The sequence below is a fragment of the Pseudoalteromonas sp. S4741 genome (assembly GCF_005886135.1).
Classification (GTDB): domain Bacteria; phylum Pseudomonadota; class Gammaproteobacteria; order Enterobacterales; family Alteromonadaceae; genus Pseudoalteromonas; species Pseudoalteromonas tetraodonis.
This window is the reverse complement of the sequence record NZ_PNCN01000022.1, coordinates 61,609-78,849: the sequence shown is the minus strand read 5'-3', so window position 1 is coordinate 78,849 and position 17,241 is coordinate 61,609. Positions and strand designations below refer to the sequence as shown.

The window sequence follows — 17,241 nt, the reverse complement described above, 5'->3', positions numbered from 1 at the left end:
TGCGCCACATAATGGCGCACACAGTGATCGTTGTATTTACTTATGACGACCTTGTAGGCAAGCAACTACATCAGTGAGTTCTAACCCTTGGCGTTGTAATAGTACAACAAGGTGATACAACAAATCGGCCGACTCGTTGGTAAGTTCATTGTTGTCGTGTTTCATTGCCGCAAGCGCCACTTCTACACCTTCTTCACCTACTTTTTGGCAGCTACGACTTAAGTCTTCTGCGAACAGTGAGGCGGTGTAGCTTTTAGCTGGATCATCATTTTTACGAGCAACAATGACATCTTCAAGTTGCGCTAAAAAGCTCAAGCTTGGTTTTGCATCATCACCAAAACAGCTTTGCGTGCCTAAATGACAGGTTGGGCCTTCTGGGTTTGCAAGTACGAGTATAGAGTCGTAATCGCAATCGGTATGCACCGATACCACGTTTAAAAAGTTTTCTGATGATTCGCCTTTGGTCCATAAACGCGATTTAGAGCGCGAATAAAAAGTCACTTTATTACTTTCAAGTGTTACTTTAAGCGCTTCGCTGTTCATAAAGCCTTGCATTAAAATTACGCCAGAGCGGGCATCTTGAACAATGGCAGGGATCATCTCGCTTTTAGCGAAATCAACTTGAGTTTGGTTTTCTAAGGTTACTTGCATAGTCTTGCTGCCACTTGGTTATCGATTAAAAATTGTTTTAGTTCACCGATGTTTATCACGTTTTTGTGAAAAACACTGGCTGCGAGCGCACCATCTACTTGGCTTTGTTGAAATACATCAACAAAATCTTGCATGCTGCCTGCTCCGCCTGAGGCGATTAAAGGAATATCACACAGCTGACGTATTTTGCTTAGTTGCTCGTTGTCGTAACCGTTGCGAACACCATCTTGGTTCATACAATTTAAAACAATTTCGCCAGCGCCTAAGTCTTGTACCCGCTGAACCCACTCTTGAGTTTTATAACGAGTACGGCTTGAGGCATTAGGATCGCCTGTAAGCTGATACACTAAGTATTCACCGGTTGTTTCATCGTAAAAACTATCAATACCGACAACCACACACTGCTTGCCAAACTCATCGTGTAACTCTTTTATAAGCTCAGGACGGGCAATGGCAGGGCTATTAATACTGATTTTGTCAGCGCCGCGTTCAAGTACGCGCGCTGCATCGGCTACCGATTTAATGCCACCCGCTACACAAAAGGGAATATCGATATGGCGGGCAATATTTTCTACCCAATTTACATCGAGTAATCGTTTTTCAACGCTTGCACTGATCTCGTAAAATACCAGTTCGTCGGCACCGGCTTCACTGTAGGCTTTAGCAAGTGTTAAAACATCGCCGACTATTTCATGGCCCTTAAATTTAACGCCTTTAACGACTTGGCCGTCTTTTACGTCTAAACAAGGAATTATGCGTTTTGATAACATGAGAATGCCTCGTTTTTAAAATTTTGATTTGAAATAAAGCTGTTTTTACATTTATTGTTTGTATGACTAAATAGAAGACACATAGACTGCACTTGATATGTTATTTATTTGATAAATTTGAATAGTTAATTTAATGAATGAATCTTAATGCATTACTATGCAATGAATTCTTAACCCCACTATATAATAAAACTCCAACTATGTTAATCGCTAAAGCTAGAACTTAAAGTGATAATTAATGCCTTAAAAAAGTATTCGCTTCAAAGCTTATTTTAAATTTATAAAATACTAAATTTAAAATGTTTATTTGGAAAAGCGATAACAGTTTCTGCCGGAGTTTTTAGCTTCATAAAGTGCTTGGTCTGCCTGTGTTTTAAGCTTAATGCTGGTTTGAGTTTCTGACGCGCTGGTTGCAATACCAATGCTTATACCTAAGCTGCATTGCTGATCAAAAATAGTAAAGGGGGTGTTAATACTTGTGATAATTCGCTCTGCAATATCCGCTATTGCTTTTTTATCGTTTAACTGAGGAAGAATTGCTGCAAATTCATCTCCCCCAATGCGCGCAATAATGTCTTGTTGTCGTAAACAACTTTTGATGCGAATCGCCACCTCTTTAAGAACTTCATCACCTGCACCATGGCCTAATTCATCATTGATGGGTTTAAAGTAATCTAAATCAAGGTACATAAGTACCAAAGGGCAGGAAAGCTGCGTTGCTTTTATGATTTCTAAATCAAGCTGCTCTAAAAAAATACGGCGGTTATAAAGCCCTGTTAAACTGTCAAAATAAGCATAGTTTTCTACTTTGGCTTGATATTTTCTTCTTTTAATTGTGTGGATGGCAAAAGTATAAATAACAAATATCATTAACGTCATAATACCAAGATAAAGAGCGATAATAAGTTTCTTTAAGCTACTAAACTCATTCTCTATTTTAGCCAGCGGGACTTTATTAATTAATGTCCATTCGGGTCTGTTTATTAGGCTATTAGCGATATTATTTGGGAGCAACATGTCGTTTAATAAAGTTAAGTGATCATAAATATAAACATTGTTTTCATTTTCAATAATTCCATTCGCTTGGGTTTGCATGCTTTGCCATATTTGTGGCTGTTGATCTTTAAAACGATGTTGCGGTTTGTTAGCAAACATAAATGACCATTGCTTATTGGTATCTCCAAATAACCAATAGCTGTCTTTATTAAGCAGCATAATATTGCCTGATGAATTTTTTGAGATATTGTCTAATTGGCTAAGTAAATGAGCCCCTTCAAGGTTGACGATAAGTAGCCCTATTTTAGTTCCTTTGGGTCCCATTAGCACAGAAGCTAAACGTATCATTGGTTTAAAAGGGCGTTCTATCTCACCGTTTTCAAAGTTTAAATCTAATGGGGAAATAAAAATAGCTGACGGGTTCATTTTTATAGCCTGTTTAAAATAGTAACGATGGCTTTTGTCTTGTAGCTGCTCTGCTGAGACTATAGCAACATTGTGCTTGTCTCTATGCACCCTTAATAGTTCCTTACCTGTTAGATCAAGAATTCGAATTTGTGTATAAAAGTTTTTAATAGAAATAAAGTTAGCATAGTCTTGCTCTAGCTGAGCTCTATTGACCGAACTCAAAATGTCATGATCTTTAAAATGATGATTGTTTCTTAAAATCAGCAAGTCACGAGAGGCATGATTAAGTTGTTGTAAAAAAGCTTTTTTTGCTTGTTTTAATTCATTTTTTTCATGTTGTATAACATTATTAATACGCGTTTGTAATTGGCTTTGGTAAAACATATATAAGGCGATATATAACAATACCGCAGAGCAAAAGTAGGCCAATGAACTAGTCAGTTTTGTCGTGTTTTTTTGTGTGTTATGTGATTGGTTTAATGAAAAAGCATATTTAATTACGAATAAATAAATAAGCGAGACACTTAAGCTACTTAAAATTAAGCCGTCAATGAGCATGATTTGCCATTGTTTTAACATCAGAGCATCAAAATTAAAGGCAAACATTATGATTGCTTCAACAGTGAACACAATCATAGCTATTTTTATAATAAGGAACTCAGTTCTGAGCTTTTGGTGAGTTACAAAGTCATTATCGCGAAATAAGTAAAGGGTAGTGACAATCGCTACTAACGCGATAAGGCTGGAATCTAATATTACTGAAAGCCAAACACCGGTAAACTGGGTAACAAATGCGGCTAAAAAAAGCATAATAACAGCTTCACTAAACGCTAAAGATAAAAAGAGGATCAGTAAGCGTTTTATTGGCATGAAAGTATCCGTGGAGTAAGTGTTATTATTGAATTTCAAAACGAAAACATTTTGTAACTATATAATAATTATAAAGGATGAAAATTACTATAAAGTTTATTAAATTAACTGTAGTTTTGACTAAAGTATAATAAGGATCCGGTCAAAGCAGAACATTGTTTAACCGAATCCTACAATTTAGAGCTTAATTACTCGCTTACTGATTTTGTTTAACATTCATAAAAATAGCATATAGCACGGGTATCACGATTAAAGTCAGCAGGGTAGCAAACAGTAATCCAAACACTAAAACCACAGACATTGATTGGAAAAATGCATCAAAATACAGTGGAATAACCCCTAACACCGTGGTCAGTGTGCCCATCATTACCGGTCTTACCCGACTATTTGCCGAATCGATAATGGCATTATATGCAGCTTTACCTTGGCGAATTTCTATGTCCATTTGATCTACTAATACAATGGCATTTTTAATTAACAAACCAGAGAGCGATAGCAATCCTAATATGCCCATAAACTCTAGTGGAATTTGTGTGGTTACCAGTCCAAAAACAACACCAATTAAGGCTAATGGCACGACAAGCCAAATAATAATTGGTTGTTTTAAAGCGTTAAATAACACAATAACAATCAGCACCATGGCTAAAAAGCCCAGCGGAATAGTTGAGGCCAGCATTTCGTTAGATTCTTTCGATTGTCCGTATTCGCCATCCCATTCAAGTCGATACCCTTGAGGTAGGTCAATGGCTTCTATTTTAGGCCTTACCCGATTAAATAACTCTGAGGCTAGTTCACCTGGTAGTGGATCGGCTTGGGTTTTTATAGTCCATTCGCGGTCTTCACGCTTTAAAATACCATCGCGCCAGACGGTTTTAAACCCATTGGTTACTTGCGCAAGGGGCAGTGTTTCACCAGTGATATTGCTTTGTACTTGAATGTTGCCAATATCGTTTATGTCGACACGTTCAGCTTGTGGTGCTCTAACAATAATAGGAATGAGCTCTTCACCTTCACGATACTGCCCAACGATTTGCCCCGAAAAATTTTGCTGTAAGGCTTCAGCAACTGCCTTACGCGTTACACCAGCGCGCTGTGCATTAATGGCAGAATACTGTGGCTCAATAACACTAATGCGTTGTCGCCATGTATCTTTAATTGATAGAGCGCCGCCATCATCAATTAATATTCCTTTTGCTTGTGCAGCTAGCTCTCTTAATACATCTGGGTCTGGGCCTTTAAATGTGGCTTCTATTTTAGAGCCCCCACCAGGGCCCATCACAAAGCGCCATGCTTTGCCTTGAGCATCGACAAAGTTATCGTCAATGTAATTTTGTACGGTAGGTAAAAGTTGATCTAGCTTTTTGTAGTCATCGACTTTAGCTAAAATTTGCCCATAAGAACTATTTGGTGACTCACTACCATAAATAAGCATGTAGCGAAGACCGCCGCCACCAATAAGCGTTTGTATACCTTCAACGCCATTTTGTTGCTTTACAAATTCCTCTAACTTGAGCATATCTTTTTTGGTTTTTTCAATATCGGTACCTTGTGGTAGCCAAAAATCAACCACCATTTGCGGTGTAGTAGAAGCTGGGAAAAAACCTGATTTTACAAATTGAAATCCCCACATAGACACACTGAAAGTGGCAACCACAATGGCAATACTAAGCCAGCGGTGATGCAATGCCGAAACCACAACAGACTGATATAACGCCATGAGTTTATTTGGTTTTGCTGAGCCTGAGGTGTCGCTATCTTGCCCTTTAAACAAGCAATAACAAAATAAGGGGGTTAGGGTAATGGCAAATAACCAGCTGTATAATAGAGAAATTAAAATAACCCAGAATAAATGGCCGGTAAATTCAGCGGTATCACCTGGGGCAAGACCAATAGGCGCAAACGCAACAATGCCTACCAAAGTACCCCCCAGTAGTGGCCATTTAGTTTGCTTGACGACTTCGCTAGCAATTTCTAACTTTTTACGGCCTTTTTGTGTACCAACTAAAATCCCTTCGGTCACAACTATGGCGTTATCAACCATCATTCCTAACGCGATAATCAGCGCACCAAGAGAAATTCGATGCATGGGTATGCCGCTCAAATCCATGGTAGCAAGGGTCGCAAAAATAGTTAGCAGTAATACGGCGCCAATAATAATTCCTGAGCGCAAACCCATAAATAGCAGCAGGGTAACCATTACGATCACCAGTGCGACTAAAACATTCACTACAAAGTTGTCGACTGAATCTTGTACTACTTTACCTTGGTGGTAAAACTCATGAACTGTGATACCCAGCGGTCTGAGGTTCTCAGTTTGTTTTACTTTGTCATCAACGCGGTCAAATACTTTAACCACATTAGCACCCAATACACTAGCAACCCCAAGTGAAATTGCAGGTTTAGAGTTATAGCGGACTAATTTTGTTGCAGGGCTTTGAAAGCCACGGTATACATTGGCAATATCTTTAAGATAAATTGTTTTACCTTCACCGCTGGCACTAACCAATAGATTTTTAATGGTATCAACGGAGTTTATTTCTCCGGTAGGGTCGATAAAAATACGTTGATCGCCAATTTGAGTGTTACCAGCGCTCAATACAGCGTTTTGCTCATCTAAAATGCCGTAAATATTATTAATAGACACGCCTAAAGAGGCTAACTCTTCACGAGCTATTTCTACAAATATGCCTTCTTGCTGCACGCCTGTCATAGCAACTTTGGCTACACCCTCTACTTGTAAAATGTCACTTTGCAAATCTTTAGCGTAGGCATGTAACTCGTCGGGTGAGTATCCTTCGGCGGTTATTAAATAGCTCAAGCCATACACATCACCAAAATCGTCATAAACTTGAGGCGTGCCAGTACCTGGCGGTAATGTTGGACGTGTGTCATTTATTTTGTTTCTGAGCTTAGTCCAAATAACTTGCAACTCAGATTTAGTCGGAGAAAACTCTGATTTAATCTCTACTTTAATTTCAGATAAACCTGTAGATGAGGTGGACGATATAGTATCAACTTCTTGTAGTTCTTGAATTGCACGTTCAAGCGGCTCAGTTACCTCTTTTGCTACTTCTAGCGGGCTTGCACCTGAGTACGAGACAAACACTTGCGCGGTGCGAATTATAAATTCGGGGTCTTCAAACCGCGCCATATTTTTATAGGATGAAAAACCAAACCCTAGAGTTAAAATTATGAGTATGGTGCTAATTAATTTATTATTGATTGTCCATTTTGCTAAATCCATTACCGCGCTCCTATGCTTTAGTCCAAGGACGTACTTTCATACCCTCAGTTACATAGTTTGCACCTGCACCAACAATTACATCGCCAGCACTTAAACCGTCAGTGACGATGAGTTGTTCTCCAATGCCATTTTCAATAGTAACGGGAGTTTTAGAAGCTTGCATAGTTTGAGCGTCAACTGTCCATACAAAGTGTTCACCATTTTGTTCAAAAATAGCAAAGGTTGGCACTAATAAACGAGTTGTATTTGAGCTGCTTTCACGGGTTATTTTTAGACTGGCATTCATGCCAGGCAATACATTAAGGTTATTTGGTACAGCAAATGCAAATCGGACTTCATAAGTTTGACTCGCAGAGTCAGCTTCTAAATTGGCACGTCTAAATGTTGCTGGAATGGGGGGAGTCGATACATCTTGTAAAATAACTGACGCTACATTGTTTTGCTTAGAGTCAACCGTGGCCACAATTGAAGCGGGAATATTTACCACCGCTTCCATTTCGCCTTTACCAAATAAAGTAACAACATGTTGACCCGCGCTTATGTTCTCAAGCTGCTTTACTGGCACCTCAGCAACAATGGCATCGTAAGGCGCTATAATTTTACTGTCGGATAGTGCTTTTTGCGCTGAGTCATACTGTGATTCGGCTACTTCTTTTTTAGATTTTAGTTGCTCTATATCTCGTTGCGAAATAACCCCATCTTTAGCGAGCTTTAAACCACGTTGATAATCATTGTCGGCGGTTTCAAACTGAATTTTGCTCGACTTAACCTCATTAATAAAGTTTCGTTGTTCCAATACGGCTATTACATCGCCTTTTTTTACATTTTGTGCGGCAATAACATTAAGCGTTTCTAGCTTTCCGCTAACTTGAAAAGCAAGCTTTGAGCTATTTATAGTGTCGATAGTGGCGGGGTAGGTGAGCGTTTTTGATTGCGACTCATCACCTATGGTTATTAGTTTAACCGCACGTGGTTCGTTTTGTTTTTGTGTAGTGACTTCGCTTTCTGAGCAACCGGCTAATAAAAGCAAAAACGTAATACTAATTAAATTAAATTTAGTAAAACATGGTGTTTTGATCATTTGGCTTACCTTAAATAAAAAGTGCGTTGTTAATTGTTGGCATTTTTAAGCAATTAAAAATTACAAAATAGCCAATTGAGTTTGTTTTCAAATTTACCTGAAATGCAATTTATAAAGTAGTAACTACTGACTACTTGAATAGAAGCAGCCGTTAGTTAATGAGTAAAAAATAACATTTTAATTTCAAGAGTTTATTATTACTTGTACAGTTTTGTATTAATTTGTTTGATTGTGTAGAAAGCACCAAAATTACAATTTAGTACTTGCTCATATAGGCCTAAGTATAATTAACAATCAGTTTTTTAAAAGTGAGGAATCTTCGCAAGTTTTAACGCTCCGGCCATACCTTGTCTTTTGCGTACTTTTTGAATCTTTGAAAATTCCTTCTTAATGTTTAGGTGCGGAGCTGGAATAGGGTATGGCACATTATGAAAAGCACAGTCTTGTTCAAATTAGTGTTTATCATACTCTCCCCAGCTACAAAACAGGTAGTTATCGTAATTGCCTAGCCACTTTTGGAAAGCGCCAATTGCTTCAGGGTAATAAGGTGCATGATCAACATCGTGTTGAGTGATACTTGTTAAGTTCGTACATAAGTCGGTTAGTTTAGGGTGTCGTTGCGGTTGAATAAACGTGTTGAACTCATCTAGCTTCAACTCTGATTTAAATAGCTAAGCTGATTCCAGCTCATAACACTGCTGTTTAAGCCAACGACCTAATTTCATAATATCAGGTTGCCTAGCTCGTGTTTCCTTATAGACAAAATAGAATTTATCTCCGGTAATAAGCTCGTGCATAGGTATGCGCACAAGACTTTGCTGGCGATCCTGAACATCCATCATGTAATTACTAATGAGGGTAATTCCCAAATTATATCGAGCCGCTTCAGCGGCAAGTAAGACATGACTAAATTGATTAATTTTGACGTCTTTAGGTAATTCAAATTTACCACTCATACACCAACGTAACCAGTCGTCACCAAGACTTTCATTTGTATCTGAGTATTGTACTGATAATAACGGGTGTTGCCATAATGAATCAGGTAGAGGCTTATTTCTTAACTGCTGCCAAAGCTTTTTTCCACACACTGGATAAAGTTTTTCAGTAAACATGAATTGATTGACAAAGTTACGTTCCGGTGGATTCATTGTAATAAAACAATCCGTAAATTGGTCATTATAATCCGGTTGATCCCCGACCATATTTAAAGTTATTTCTATTTCTGGGTGCTGATTTCTAAAATCTTCTAACTTCGGTATCAACCAGTTCACCGCAACAGAGCTATATAAAGCCAAACGAAGATTGCCTGATTCCCCGTGACGTATCATTTGACTGGCATTTGATAGATTTCCTAATGAGTTAGTCACTTCTTCAAAGTAACGTTCCCCGACCTTAGTCAAGGAAAAAGAACGCCCCTGTCGGTTAAACAGAGTTTCACCCAAATAGTCTTCGAGTAATCGAACTTGGTGACTAACCGCACTTTGAGTCACATTGAGGTGCTCAGCAGCTTTGGAAAAGCTATTAAGTCGCGCAACAGCTTCAAAGCATTGCAGGGCACGTAAAGGAGGCAACTTCATTATAAATTTAGCTCATACTAAAAAAATTTTAAACATTATACATCATATAAGGTATGGAATACGCTAATCATATAACCGTTTTACAAACGTAACTCTATTAATTCAGTTCTATTGACATTTTCTAGAATGTAGCAGGAGTAATGAAATGCCCAAAATAACTGTCGGACTCGCGATGACATTACTTATCATCGGAAATATAATTGGTGTTTTTTCTGACGCTTTGATAAAAACTCTGCCAGCAGATACTGCCATATACCAATTTGTATTATTTCGTCAATTGACCGCAGTGCTGATTTTACTTCCATTTTGTCTATTCAGTAATAAACAAAGCCTCTTCGCTGGCCTCAAATGGCACTTTATACGTGGCCACATTTGGTTATTAGGGGCAATATTTATGGTATTCGCTCTGGGCGCTCTGCCGTTAGCTACCGTAAATGCTATTTTCTATACAGCGCCTTTGCTTATGCTGCCGTTAGCCATGATATTGTTTCAGGAAAAGCTGACTAGCCACTCAATTGCTGCTGCTGTTTTGGGCTTTATCGGCGTACTTATCGTGGTTAAACCAACACAAATTAATTGGGCAGCGATTGCCGCCCTTGTCGTCGCATTGACTATGGCTGTAAATAATTTATTGGTTCGTAAATTACCTCAGCATCATAATGTGTTCCAAACTTTAATGCTCACCAACCTAGTAGGTATCCCAGCCGCACTTGGGTTGGCGTTATGGGAAGGCAAACCTTGGGACTGGACTCCAATGTTAACGGCAACAGGCTCCAACACTTTTATACTAATTTATGCTGGTATATGTGTATTGGTATATAGAGCAATCGAAGCCAGTAAAATTTCCAGTGCCGAATACACTGGCTTATTAGGTGCTGTAGTTGTAGGGGTGCTGTGGTTCGATGAAATACCGGACCTGAGCTTAGCTATAGGATCTTCTTTAATTATTATTCCGCTGATTTGGTTAGCCAAGGTAGAAGCAAAGATAAAGCAAACAAGTAAAATAATATAAATGATAAAGTTAATCTAACTTTCCAACGTGACCGCGTTTGGGAACGAGCGTTTAACTGTCATAGGATACATATAGGCGACACTTGTTATTTATAATAGTCAATTGGAGATGTATAGGCTACATATTTTATATTATTAACCTAATAGATAGGATAGGGCTCACTACTTGCTTATAGTTGTAAGCCCTTCAAATAATTAGCTTTTTGATTATTTTTTTAGGTTTTATTATTTCTTATAAATATTTGCTATCATATAGGCAGGGAATTATGCGTTTTGATAACATGCTAACGCCTCCTCAACATTAAAGGCACCATCGAGTAATGATTTACCTAAAATAACACCACCAACGCCCAGCTTTTTCAGCTTTGCAATATCATCCAGTGAGCTTACACCGCCTGACGCTTGAACTTTAATTTCGCTGTTGTGGTTTGTTAAGTCTTCATAAAGTGCAAACGAAGGGCCGGTCATGGTGCCGTCTTTGCTGATGTCAGTACACAGAAAATCAACCACGCCAAGTGCCACGTAAAAATCAACAAGTTCGAACAAGCCAAACTCAGATTCACTTAACCAACCATGTGTTGCTGGTGCCCAGCCGTTATCAGTTTTATTAACATCTAGTGCGATAACAAAGTGTTCACTGCCAAACTTTTCAATCCAAGCCTTTACTTGCTCACGCTTTTCAACGGCCATTGAGCCAATCACGACTTGGTTAGCACCGGCTTTTAGCCAGTCAGCAACATCTTGCTCTGAACGAATACCGCCGCCCACTTGATAAGGAACATTAAGCGCTTTAGTCGCAGCTTGTATATGCTGCCACTGTTTTTTATTTGGATCGCGCGCGCCTTCTAAATCAACTAGGTGCAGCTTACCTGCGCCGCTATTTGCGTACTCTTGTAAGCGTGCGCCAAGCTCAAAAGGGTAAAATTGTGCTGTATCATACTTACCTTGGTATAAGCGCACAATTTGGTTTTGTAATACATCGAGTGCTGGAATAATCACGTTTATTTCTCTTATTTTTTGCTGCGCTTACAGCTGCCAATCTAAAAAGTTTTGTAAAAGTCGGGTGCCTACTTTGGCGCTTCGCTCTGGGTGGAACTGCATGCCTGCGTAGTTATCTTTGGCAACTATCGCTGAAAAAGCTTGCCCGTATTCACCGCTAACTAGGGTGGCATCGTTTACTGTGTGCGCAAAGCTATGCACAAAGTACACTTGATCTTGCGCCGATAACCCTTTGGTAAGGGCATGCTCTTTTAGCACGCTTAGGTCATTCCACCCCATATGTGGTGAGGTTAATGTACTCACTTCTAAGTGCTTAACAACACCCGGAATTTTGCCAAGGCAATCAACGTTGCCTTCTTCAGTGCTGTCGCAAAGTAATTGCATGCCTAAACAAATGCCCATCAGCGGGCGCTGATATTCATCAATTGCTTGCTGCCAACCAGCGTCTTTTAAGCGTTTCATCGCAACAGAAGCATGGCCTACACCGGGTAAAATAGCACGTTCGAAGCCTTTTAGTTGCTCAGGTGAGGTGATCACCTCAGGCGTTTTCCCTAAGCGCTCAAAGGCAAAACGAACTGAGTTAATGTTGGCACAACCGGTATTAATTATGGCAATCATAAACACCCCTTAGAGCTGGCTGTTTGTTGCGAAGCATCTTTTGCAATTGCAGCGCGAAGTGCTCTTGCAAACGCTTTAAAAAGGCCTTCAACTTGGTGATGACAATTACCATCGCTAACCGACAAAATAAGGCTCATGGCGGCATTATCACTTAAGCTTTTAAAGAAGTGTTCAACCATTTGCACGTCTAAGTCGCCCACTTTTTCACGGCTAAAGTTAGCGTTTAACACAAACGAGGCGCGGCCCGATAAGTCAATTTGCGCTTCTGCTTTACATTCATCCATAGGGAGTGCAAAGCCATAGCGACCAATTTGCGTTTTTGTACCTAGCGCTTGTTTAAGGGCAAGGCCAAGTGCAATGCCGATATCTTCAACTAGGTGGTGCTCATCTATGTGTAAATCGCCTTTGGCTTTAATATTTAAGCCAATATTGGCGTGAGTGCGAATTTGATCCAGCATGTGATCAAAAAAACCTAGGCCAGTTTCAATGCTGCCATTTTTGGTTTGATCAAGGTTAACCGCTACATCTATTTGCGTTTCTTTAGTGTTGCGAGTGACACGGCCTTCACGGTTTGCCGTGGTCAGCTTAGTAACAATAGCAGGCCAGCTACCATCGTATAAAATACCTTCACAACATAAGTTTTGCGCAAGGCCAATATCAGTTTGGCGGTCGCCAATTACAAAAGAGCGCGCTAAATCTACGTTGCCAGAGCGCATAAGCTCAGTAAGTAAACCAGTTTTTGGTTTACGGCAGTCACAATTTTGTTCATCAAAGTGAGGGCAGATCAGAACTTCATCAAATTTAATCCCTTGGCTGTTGAGTATGTCCATCATTTTGTCTTGGGCTATATCAAATTCCGCAGTAGGGAAACTGTCAGTGCCTAAACCATCTTGATTAGATACCATAATTAGGCGATAACCAGCGGCTTGTAGTTGTAATAATGCCGGAATAACATCAGGTAAAAAAGCCAACTTTTCAAGGCTATCTACCTGTTTGTCGGTGATTGGCTCTTCAATAATGGTGCCGTCACGGTCTATAAATAAATAGGGGTTACTCATGATACTTCCTGTTGTGATAGGGCTGTTGGGGTGGTTAAACCATCGAGCCAAATTTTTACTTGTTCTAATTCTTGTTCGCTACCAATTGAAATGCGTAGCCAGTCGTCTTCACCGTATAAGGTAAATGCCCGCATGACTAAGCCTTGTTCTAGGGCAACTTTAAAGCTGTTTTTATCGGCCAATTTTAAGGTAACAAAGTTGCCTTCACCAGTGAGAATTTTTAATACAGCAGGGGAGGCGTTTAACCACTCTATTAGCTTTAATTTTAAGCTGCTTAAAATGCTCACCTGGCGACGCATAGAGGTAATGGCATCAGGGGCAATGGCTTGCGCTGCAATACTCGCTACCACGCTCGATACCGGATACGGTGCAATGACTTTACGAATGGGCGCAAGTACACTGGCTTGAGCGAGGGTAAACCCGGTTCGCAGGCCTGCCAACGCAAACGCTTTTGACAGTGTACGTAGCACTACAATATTACTAAACTCGTTTATAAGTTGTGTTGCACTTTGCTCTGGACAAAACTCTATATAGGCTTCATCAACAATCACTAATGCTTTACCTGCAAGCGCAGTGGCAATGGCTTTTACTTTATCTAGCGGCGTTAAGCTTCCAGTTGGATTATTTGGATTACAAATAAACACTAGTTTTGAGCTACCCACAGCGGCAACTATTTCATCCACGCTGGCATTTAATAAAAGCGCTTGTGTTAGGCCATTGATTGCGACGTTGTGTGTATCGGCCGTTACTTTGTACATACCATATGTTGGTAAAAATAGTGCAATGCTGTCTTTTGACGGTTCACAGTAGGTACGTACTAATAATTCAATGCCTTCATCTGCGCCGCGAGTCATTAATACATTTTCGTTTTCAAGCTCAGCATAGGCAGCGTAGCGGTCAATAACCAATTGAGGCTGAGGATCGGGGTAACGATTCAAGTCTTCAATTGTTATTTCAAGGTTTTTAGCATACGGGCTTTCGTTGGCATTAAGCCAGGTTGTGCCGGTTAGTTTTTCACTTTTAGCTGAGCTATACGCAGCAAGCGCTGCAATATTATCAGGTAATAAGCCGCTCTCATTGCTCATTTTTTATTGCCTCTAAACGAATTGAAACCGCATTAGCGTGGGCATCTAGGCCTTCTGCATCTGCTAAGGGTAAAATAGCTTTTGAAAGCTCAGTTAATCCACTTTTACTGATGGTTTGTACTGTGTAAGTACGAAAAAAATCAAGTAAATTCAAGCTAGAGTAAGTTGCACTGTAACCATAAGTGGGTAACACGTGATTAGTGCCTGAGGCATAATCGCCCGCTGACTCTGGGGTGTAATCGCCAACAAATACAGAGCCTGCATTCTTTACTTTATCTAAATAAGGAGTGGCATCGCCAAGCTGTAATATTAAGTGCTCTGGCCCATATTGCGCTGATACGTCAAACGCTTGGGCTACTGAATCAACTAGAATAAGTGACGAATTAGCCAATGCCTGTTCGGCGGTGTCTTTTCGACTTAAGTTGGCAAGTTGACGTGTGAGTGCATCTTGCGTTTGTTCAATAATGGTTTCACTGTTACATAATAAAATAACTTGTGAGTCAGCCCCGTGTTCTGCTTGAGACAGTAAGTCGGCAGCAATAAACTCTGGGTTTGCACGTTCATCTGCAATCACTAACACTTCTGATGGCCCTGCTGGCATATCAATCGCCATACCTGGAATCGTTTGTGCGACTAACTGTTTTGCCATAGTGACAAAGCTGTTACCTGGGCCAAAAATTTTATTTACTTTAGGAACAGACTCTGTGCCATAGGCCATAGCAGCTATCGCGCCTGCACCGCCGCTTTCAATAATTGTAGTGATACCACATAATTTAGCGGCATATAAAATAGCCGGGTTAATTGCTTTATCACCTTGTACTGGTGTGGTTAGTACTACGGTTTTTGCACCGCTTAACTGCGCCAATACACCTTGCATAATAACCGATGACGGAAGAGGGGCACTTCCGCCAGGTACATAAATACCGACTGCTTCGATGGCTTGATATTTTAGTTCACAGTCAACGCCGGGTTGAGTCGATAACTTAATATCTTTTGGTAGTTGCGCTTGGTGAAAACATTTCACATTGGCATAAGCGGTATCAATTGCATACTTAAGCTCTGGGCTTAGCATTTTCTCAGCGGCATTAATTTCATCAAGTGGTACACGTAAACGCGGCTCGGCTCTATTATCGAACTCTTTTGCTAATGCAAGTAAAGCGGCATCGCCTTGCGCATTAACTTTTGCCAAAATAGTCTGGCAAATGCTTTCTACTTTTTCACTCGCTGATACAGCAGGGCGCATAAGCGCCGCTGCTTGAACTTGTGATGATTCCTCATTCCAACGAAGCATTGTTGTTACTCCATCATTTTTTCAATTGGCATAACTAAAATAGAATTGGCACCAAGGGCTTTAAGTTGCTCCATGGTTTCCCAAAATAGGGTTTCGCTACTCACCATGTGTAGGGCAACATATTCATCATTACCTGCAAGGGCAAGTAAGGTAGGTTGGCCAGCGCCAGGTAAAATTTCACAAATTTCATCAAGCTTATCTTTTGGTGCGTGTAGCATAATGTATTTGCTTTCTTTAGCTTGCTTAACACCACGTAAACGCGGCATTAGCTTATTTATGAGTGCTAATTTTTCAGTATCTTGTAGTTGAGTGTTTTGGATTAAACAGGCATTTGACTCTAAAATAGTGTCGCCTTGCATTAAGCCATTTGCTTCAAGTGTTGCGCCAGTAGAGACTAAATCACAAATAGCATCGGCAAGTCCTGCTCGTGGGGCTACTTCCACTGAACCTGTTAACATTACTGTGCTGGCGTTAATGCCTTCGCGTTTTAAGTATTGGCTTAAAATTTCTGGGTAAGTGGTCGCAATACGTTTGCCTTCAAACCAGCTCTTGTCTTGTTTGCCAAGTTCTTGTGGCCATGCAAGTGCTAAACGACAGTAACCAAAGTCAAGTTTAGCAAGCTTTGAAACTTCACTTGGTACACCTTGGCGCTCTCTTTCTGCTTGTACTTCAACTAGTACGTTTTCGCCAACAATACCTAAATCACAAACACCGTCCATAACTAAGCCTGGGATATCGTCATCGCGCACACGTAATACGTCAATAGGCATGTTGGTTGAGTGTGCTATTAGGCGCTGCTCACGAAGATTGAGTTTTACACCCAGTTGTTTAAGCAGATCTTGACAATCTTTAGATAGGCGGCCACCTTTTTGGATGGCGATACGAAGACGATTACTATTATTCATTACTCATTTTCCTTTAATTTAAAAACTAAAAACCCCGAGGGAAACCTCAGGGCGAAAATGAATCTTGGTATGTTGATTCGCCAGAGGTTTCCTTTTAGGAACAACCTCTCAGCGAAAGACCTGACAGGTTATTCCGATGAATGATGGTGGTGATGTACAACTGTCAGTGAATTAAGCATTTTTTATCCTATTTGGCTAATCGTCATTGTGTTAACGCTTAGCTGCAATCTGTTTAATAAATTTCGCATTTATGAAAACACATTAACCGACAGCATGGCAAGAAAAATTTTCTTTAATTAAAGAATATCTTATAACTGCCGATAATAGTTAACATATTGCTTTATTTATCAACAGTCTTATGGTGATTAAATAACGCGCAACCTGCTGGAGTCACACATGGATATAATGATCCCCTATTTAGGGCCTATTACCCGTTTAGCGCTTGAATCTAAAGGTGCTTTTCATATTGCAGGGGTGCAACAAAGCGCTAGGGCGAAGCAAGTTGAACTTGAAGAGCGCAAAAAGAAAGAGATAGAAAAACAAAAAAAAGCATCGTTCGACCAAAAAAAATCGAGCAATAGCAACGCAGAAGATGACGACAAGCCTCATTTAGATACTTGGGCTTAGATTAATAAAAGTAAACCTCCCACTGCGTGTTAAATATTCTTCTCAATGTA

15 protein-coding genes are annotated in these 17,241 nt (G+C 40.0%); 2 read left to right on the top strand and 13 right to left on the bottom strand.

Annotated elements, in window-relative coordinates:
• Window positions 1-36 precede the first annotated feature (36 nt).
• From hisIE to CWC30_RS03845, 7 genes are all read right to left on the bottom strand, one after another.
• Window positions 37-651, bottom strand: a complete 615-nt coding sequence (gene hisIE / locus CWC30_RS03875; RefSeq protein ID WP_055012038.1) for a bifunctional phosphoribosyl-AMP cyclohydrolase/phosphoribosyl-ATP diphosphatase HisIE — start codon at window positions 649-651, stop codon at window positions 37-39.
• Entirely contained in the window at window positions 642-1,421 is a 780-nt protein-coding gene (hisF, locus tag CWC30_RS03870; protein WP_138626478.1) for an imidazole glycerol phosphate synthase subunit HisF, read from the bottom strand. Before hisF ends, hisIE begins: the two co-directional genes overlap by 10 nt.
• Before the next feature lie 303 nt (window positions 1,422-1,724).
• Entirely contained in the window at window positions 1,725-3,695 is a 1,971-nt protein-coding gene (locus tag CWC30_RS03865) for a diguanylate cyclase domain-containing protein (RefSeq protein WP_138626477.1), read from the bottom strand.
• Window positions 3,696-3,891: 196 nt separating this feature from the next.
• Complete coding sequence (locus CWC30_RS03860) at window positions 3,892-6,939, bottom strand: efflux RND transporter permease subunit (protein ID WP_138626476.1); 3,048 nt, start codon at window positions 6,937-6,939, stop codon at window positions 3,892-3,894.
• Window positions 6,940-6,949: 10 nt separating this feature from the next.
• Window positions 6,950-8,020, bottom strand: a complete 1,071-nt coding sequence (locus tag CWC30_RS03855) for an efflux RND transporter periplasmic adaptor subunit (RefSeq protein WP_069439725.1) — start codon at window positions 8,018-8,020, stop codon at window positions 6,950-6,952.
• A gap of 452 nt (window positions 8,021-8,472) precedes the next feature.
• Window positions 8,473-8,676: a 3'-5' exonuclease gene (locus tag CWC30_RS19210; RefSeq protein WP_138626475.1), complete on the bottom strand. Its 204-nt coding sequence runs from the start codon at window positions 8,674-8,676 to the stop codon at window positions 8,473-8,475.
• A 15-nt stretch (window positions 8,677-8,691) separates the two neighbouring features.
• The gene (locus tag CWC30_RS03845) at window positions 8,692-9,597 is read right to left on the bottom strand and encodes a LysR family transcriptional regulator (RefSeq protein WP_138626474.1); all 906 of its coding nucleotides are present in this window, start codon (window positions 9,595-9,597) and stop codon (window positions 8,692-8,694) included.
• A gap of 145 nt (window positions 9,598-9,742) precedes the next feature.
• Between CWC30_RS03845 and CWC30_RS03840 the strand changes: the two genes are divergently transcribed.
• On the top strand, window positions 9,743-10,609 hold the full coding sequence (locus CWC30_RS03840; RefSeq protein WP_138626473.1) for a DMT family transporter: 867 nt from the start codon (window positions 9,743-9,745) through the stop codon (window positions 10,607-10,609).
• Window positions 10,610-10,872: 263 nt separating this feature from the next.
• Here the strand turns inward: CWC30_RS03840 and CWC30_RS03835 are convergent, their stop codons facing one another.
• Genes CWC30_RS03835 through hisG form a run of 6 tightly spaced genes read right to left on the bottom strand, consistent with a single transcriptional unit; the run spans window position 10,873 to window position 16,564 of the window.
• A complete protein-coding gene (locus CWC30_RS03835; protein WP_138626472.1) occupies window positions 10,873-11,607 on the bottom strand; it encodes a 1-(5-phosphoribosyl)-5-[(5-phosphoribosylamino)methylideneamino] imidazole-4-carboxamide isomerase in 735 nt (244 codons plus the stop codon).
• A 27-nt stretch (window positions 11,608-11,634) separates the two neighbouring features.
• Window positions 11,635-12,225: an imidazole glycerol phosphate synthase subunit HisH gene (gene hisH, locus CWC30_RS03830; protein WP_138626471.1), complete on the bottom strand. Its 591-nt coding sequence runs from the start codon at window positions 12,223-12,225 to the stop codon at window positions 11,635-11,637.
• Complete coding sequence (hisB, locus tag CWC30_RS03825; protein WP_138626470.1) at window positions 12,222-13,283, bottom strand: bifunctional histidinol-phosphatase/imidazoleglycerol-phosphate dehydratase HisB; 1,062 nt, start codon at window positions 13,281-13,283, stop codon at window positions 12,222-12,224. The genes hisH and hisB overlap by 4 nt, the downstream gene beginning before the upstream one ends.
• A complete protein-coding gene (gene hisC, locus CWC30_RS03820) occupies window positions 13,280-14,368 on the bottom strand; it encodes a histidinol-phosphate transaminase (protein WP_138626469.1) in 1,089 nt (362 codons plus the stop codon). The genes hisB and hisC overlap by 4 nt, the downstream gene beginning before the upstream one ends.
• Window positions 14,358-15,659 carry a histidinol dehydrogenase gene (gene hisD, locus CWC30_RS03815; protein WP_138626468.1) on the bottom strand — a complete coding sequence of 434 codons (1,302 nt, stop codon included), beginning with the start codon at window positions 15,657-15,659 and terminating at the stop codon, window positions 14,358-14,360. The genes hisC and hisD overlap by 11 nt, the downstream gene beginning before the upstream one ends.
• A gap of 5 nt (window positions 15,660-15,664) precedes the next feature.
• The gene (gene hisG / locus CWC30_RS03810) at window positions 15,665-16,564 is read right to left on the bottom strand and encodes an ATP phosphoribosyltransferase (RefSeq protein WP_138626467.1); all 900 of its coding nucleotides are present in this window, start codon (window positions 16,562-16,564) and stop codon (window positions 15,665-15,667) included.
• Between the two features lie 396 nt (window positions 16,565-16,960).
• On the opposite strand from hisG, the gene CWC30_RS03805 reads away from it, so the two are divergent.
• On the top strand, window positions 16,961-17,191 hold the full coding sequence (locus CWC30_RS03805) for a hypothetical protein (RefSeq protein WP_008112623.1): 231 nt from the start codon (window positions 16,961-16,963) through the stop codon (window positions 17,189-17,191).
• Window positions 17,192-17,241 lie beyond the last annotated feature (50 nt).

Coding starts and splice junctions, on each gene's coding strand:
- hisF (WP_138626478.1), bottom strand. CDS start 1,421: ATGTTATCAAAACGCATAATTCCTTGTTTAGACGTAAAAGACGGCCAA.
- hisG (WP_138626467.1), bottom strand. CDS start 16,564: ATGAATAATAGTAATCGTCTTCGTATCGCCATCCAAAAAGGTGGCCGC.
- CWC30_RS03855 (WP_069439725.1), bottom strand. CDS start 8,020: ATGATCAAAACACCATGTTTTACTAAATTTAATTTAATTAGTATTACG.
- CWC30_RS03865 (WP_138626477.1), bottom strand. CDS start 3,695: ATGCCAATAAAACGCTTACTGATCCTCTTTTTATCTTTAGCGTTTAGT.
- CWC30_RS03845 (WP_138626474.1), bottom strand. CDS start 9,597: ATGAAGTTGCCTCCTTTACGTGCCCTGCAATGCTTTGAAGCTGTTGCG.
- CWC30_RS03805 (WP_008112623.1), top strand. CDS start 16,961: ATGGATATAATGATCCCCTATTTAGGGCCTATTACCCGTTTAGCGCTT.
- CWC30_RS03860 (WP_138626476.1), bottom strand. CDS start 6,939: ATGGATTTAGCAAAATGGACAATCAATAATAAATTAATTAGCACCATA.
- hisIE (WP_055012038.1), bottom strand. CDS start 651: ATGCAAGTAACCTTAGAAAACCAAACTCAAGTTGATTTCGCTAAAAGC.
- hisD (WP_138626468.1), bottom strand. CDS start 15,659: ATGCTTCGTTGGAATGAGGAATCATCACAAGTTCAAGCAGCGGCGCTT.
- CWC30_RS03840 (WP_138626473.1), top strand. CDS start 9,743: ATGCCCAAAATAACTGTCGGACTCGCGATGACATTACTTATCATCGGA.
- hisB (WP_138626470.1), bottom strand. CDS start 13,283: ATGAGTAACCCCTATTTATTTATAGACCGTGACGGCACCATTATTGAA.
- hisC (WP_138626469.1), bottom strand. CDS start 14,368: ATGAGCAATGAGAGCGGCTTATTACCTGATAATATTGCAGCGCTTGCT.
- hisH (WP_138626471.1), bottom strand. CDS start 12,225: ATGATTGCCATAATTAATACCGGTTGTGCCAACATTAACTCAGTTCGT.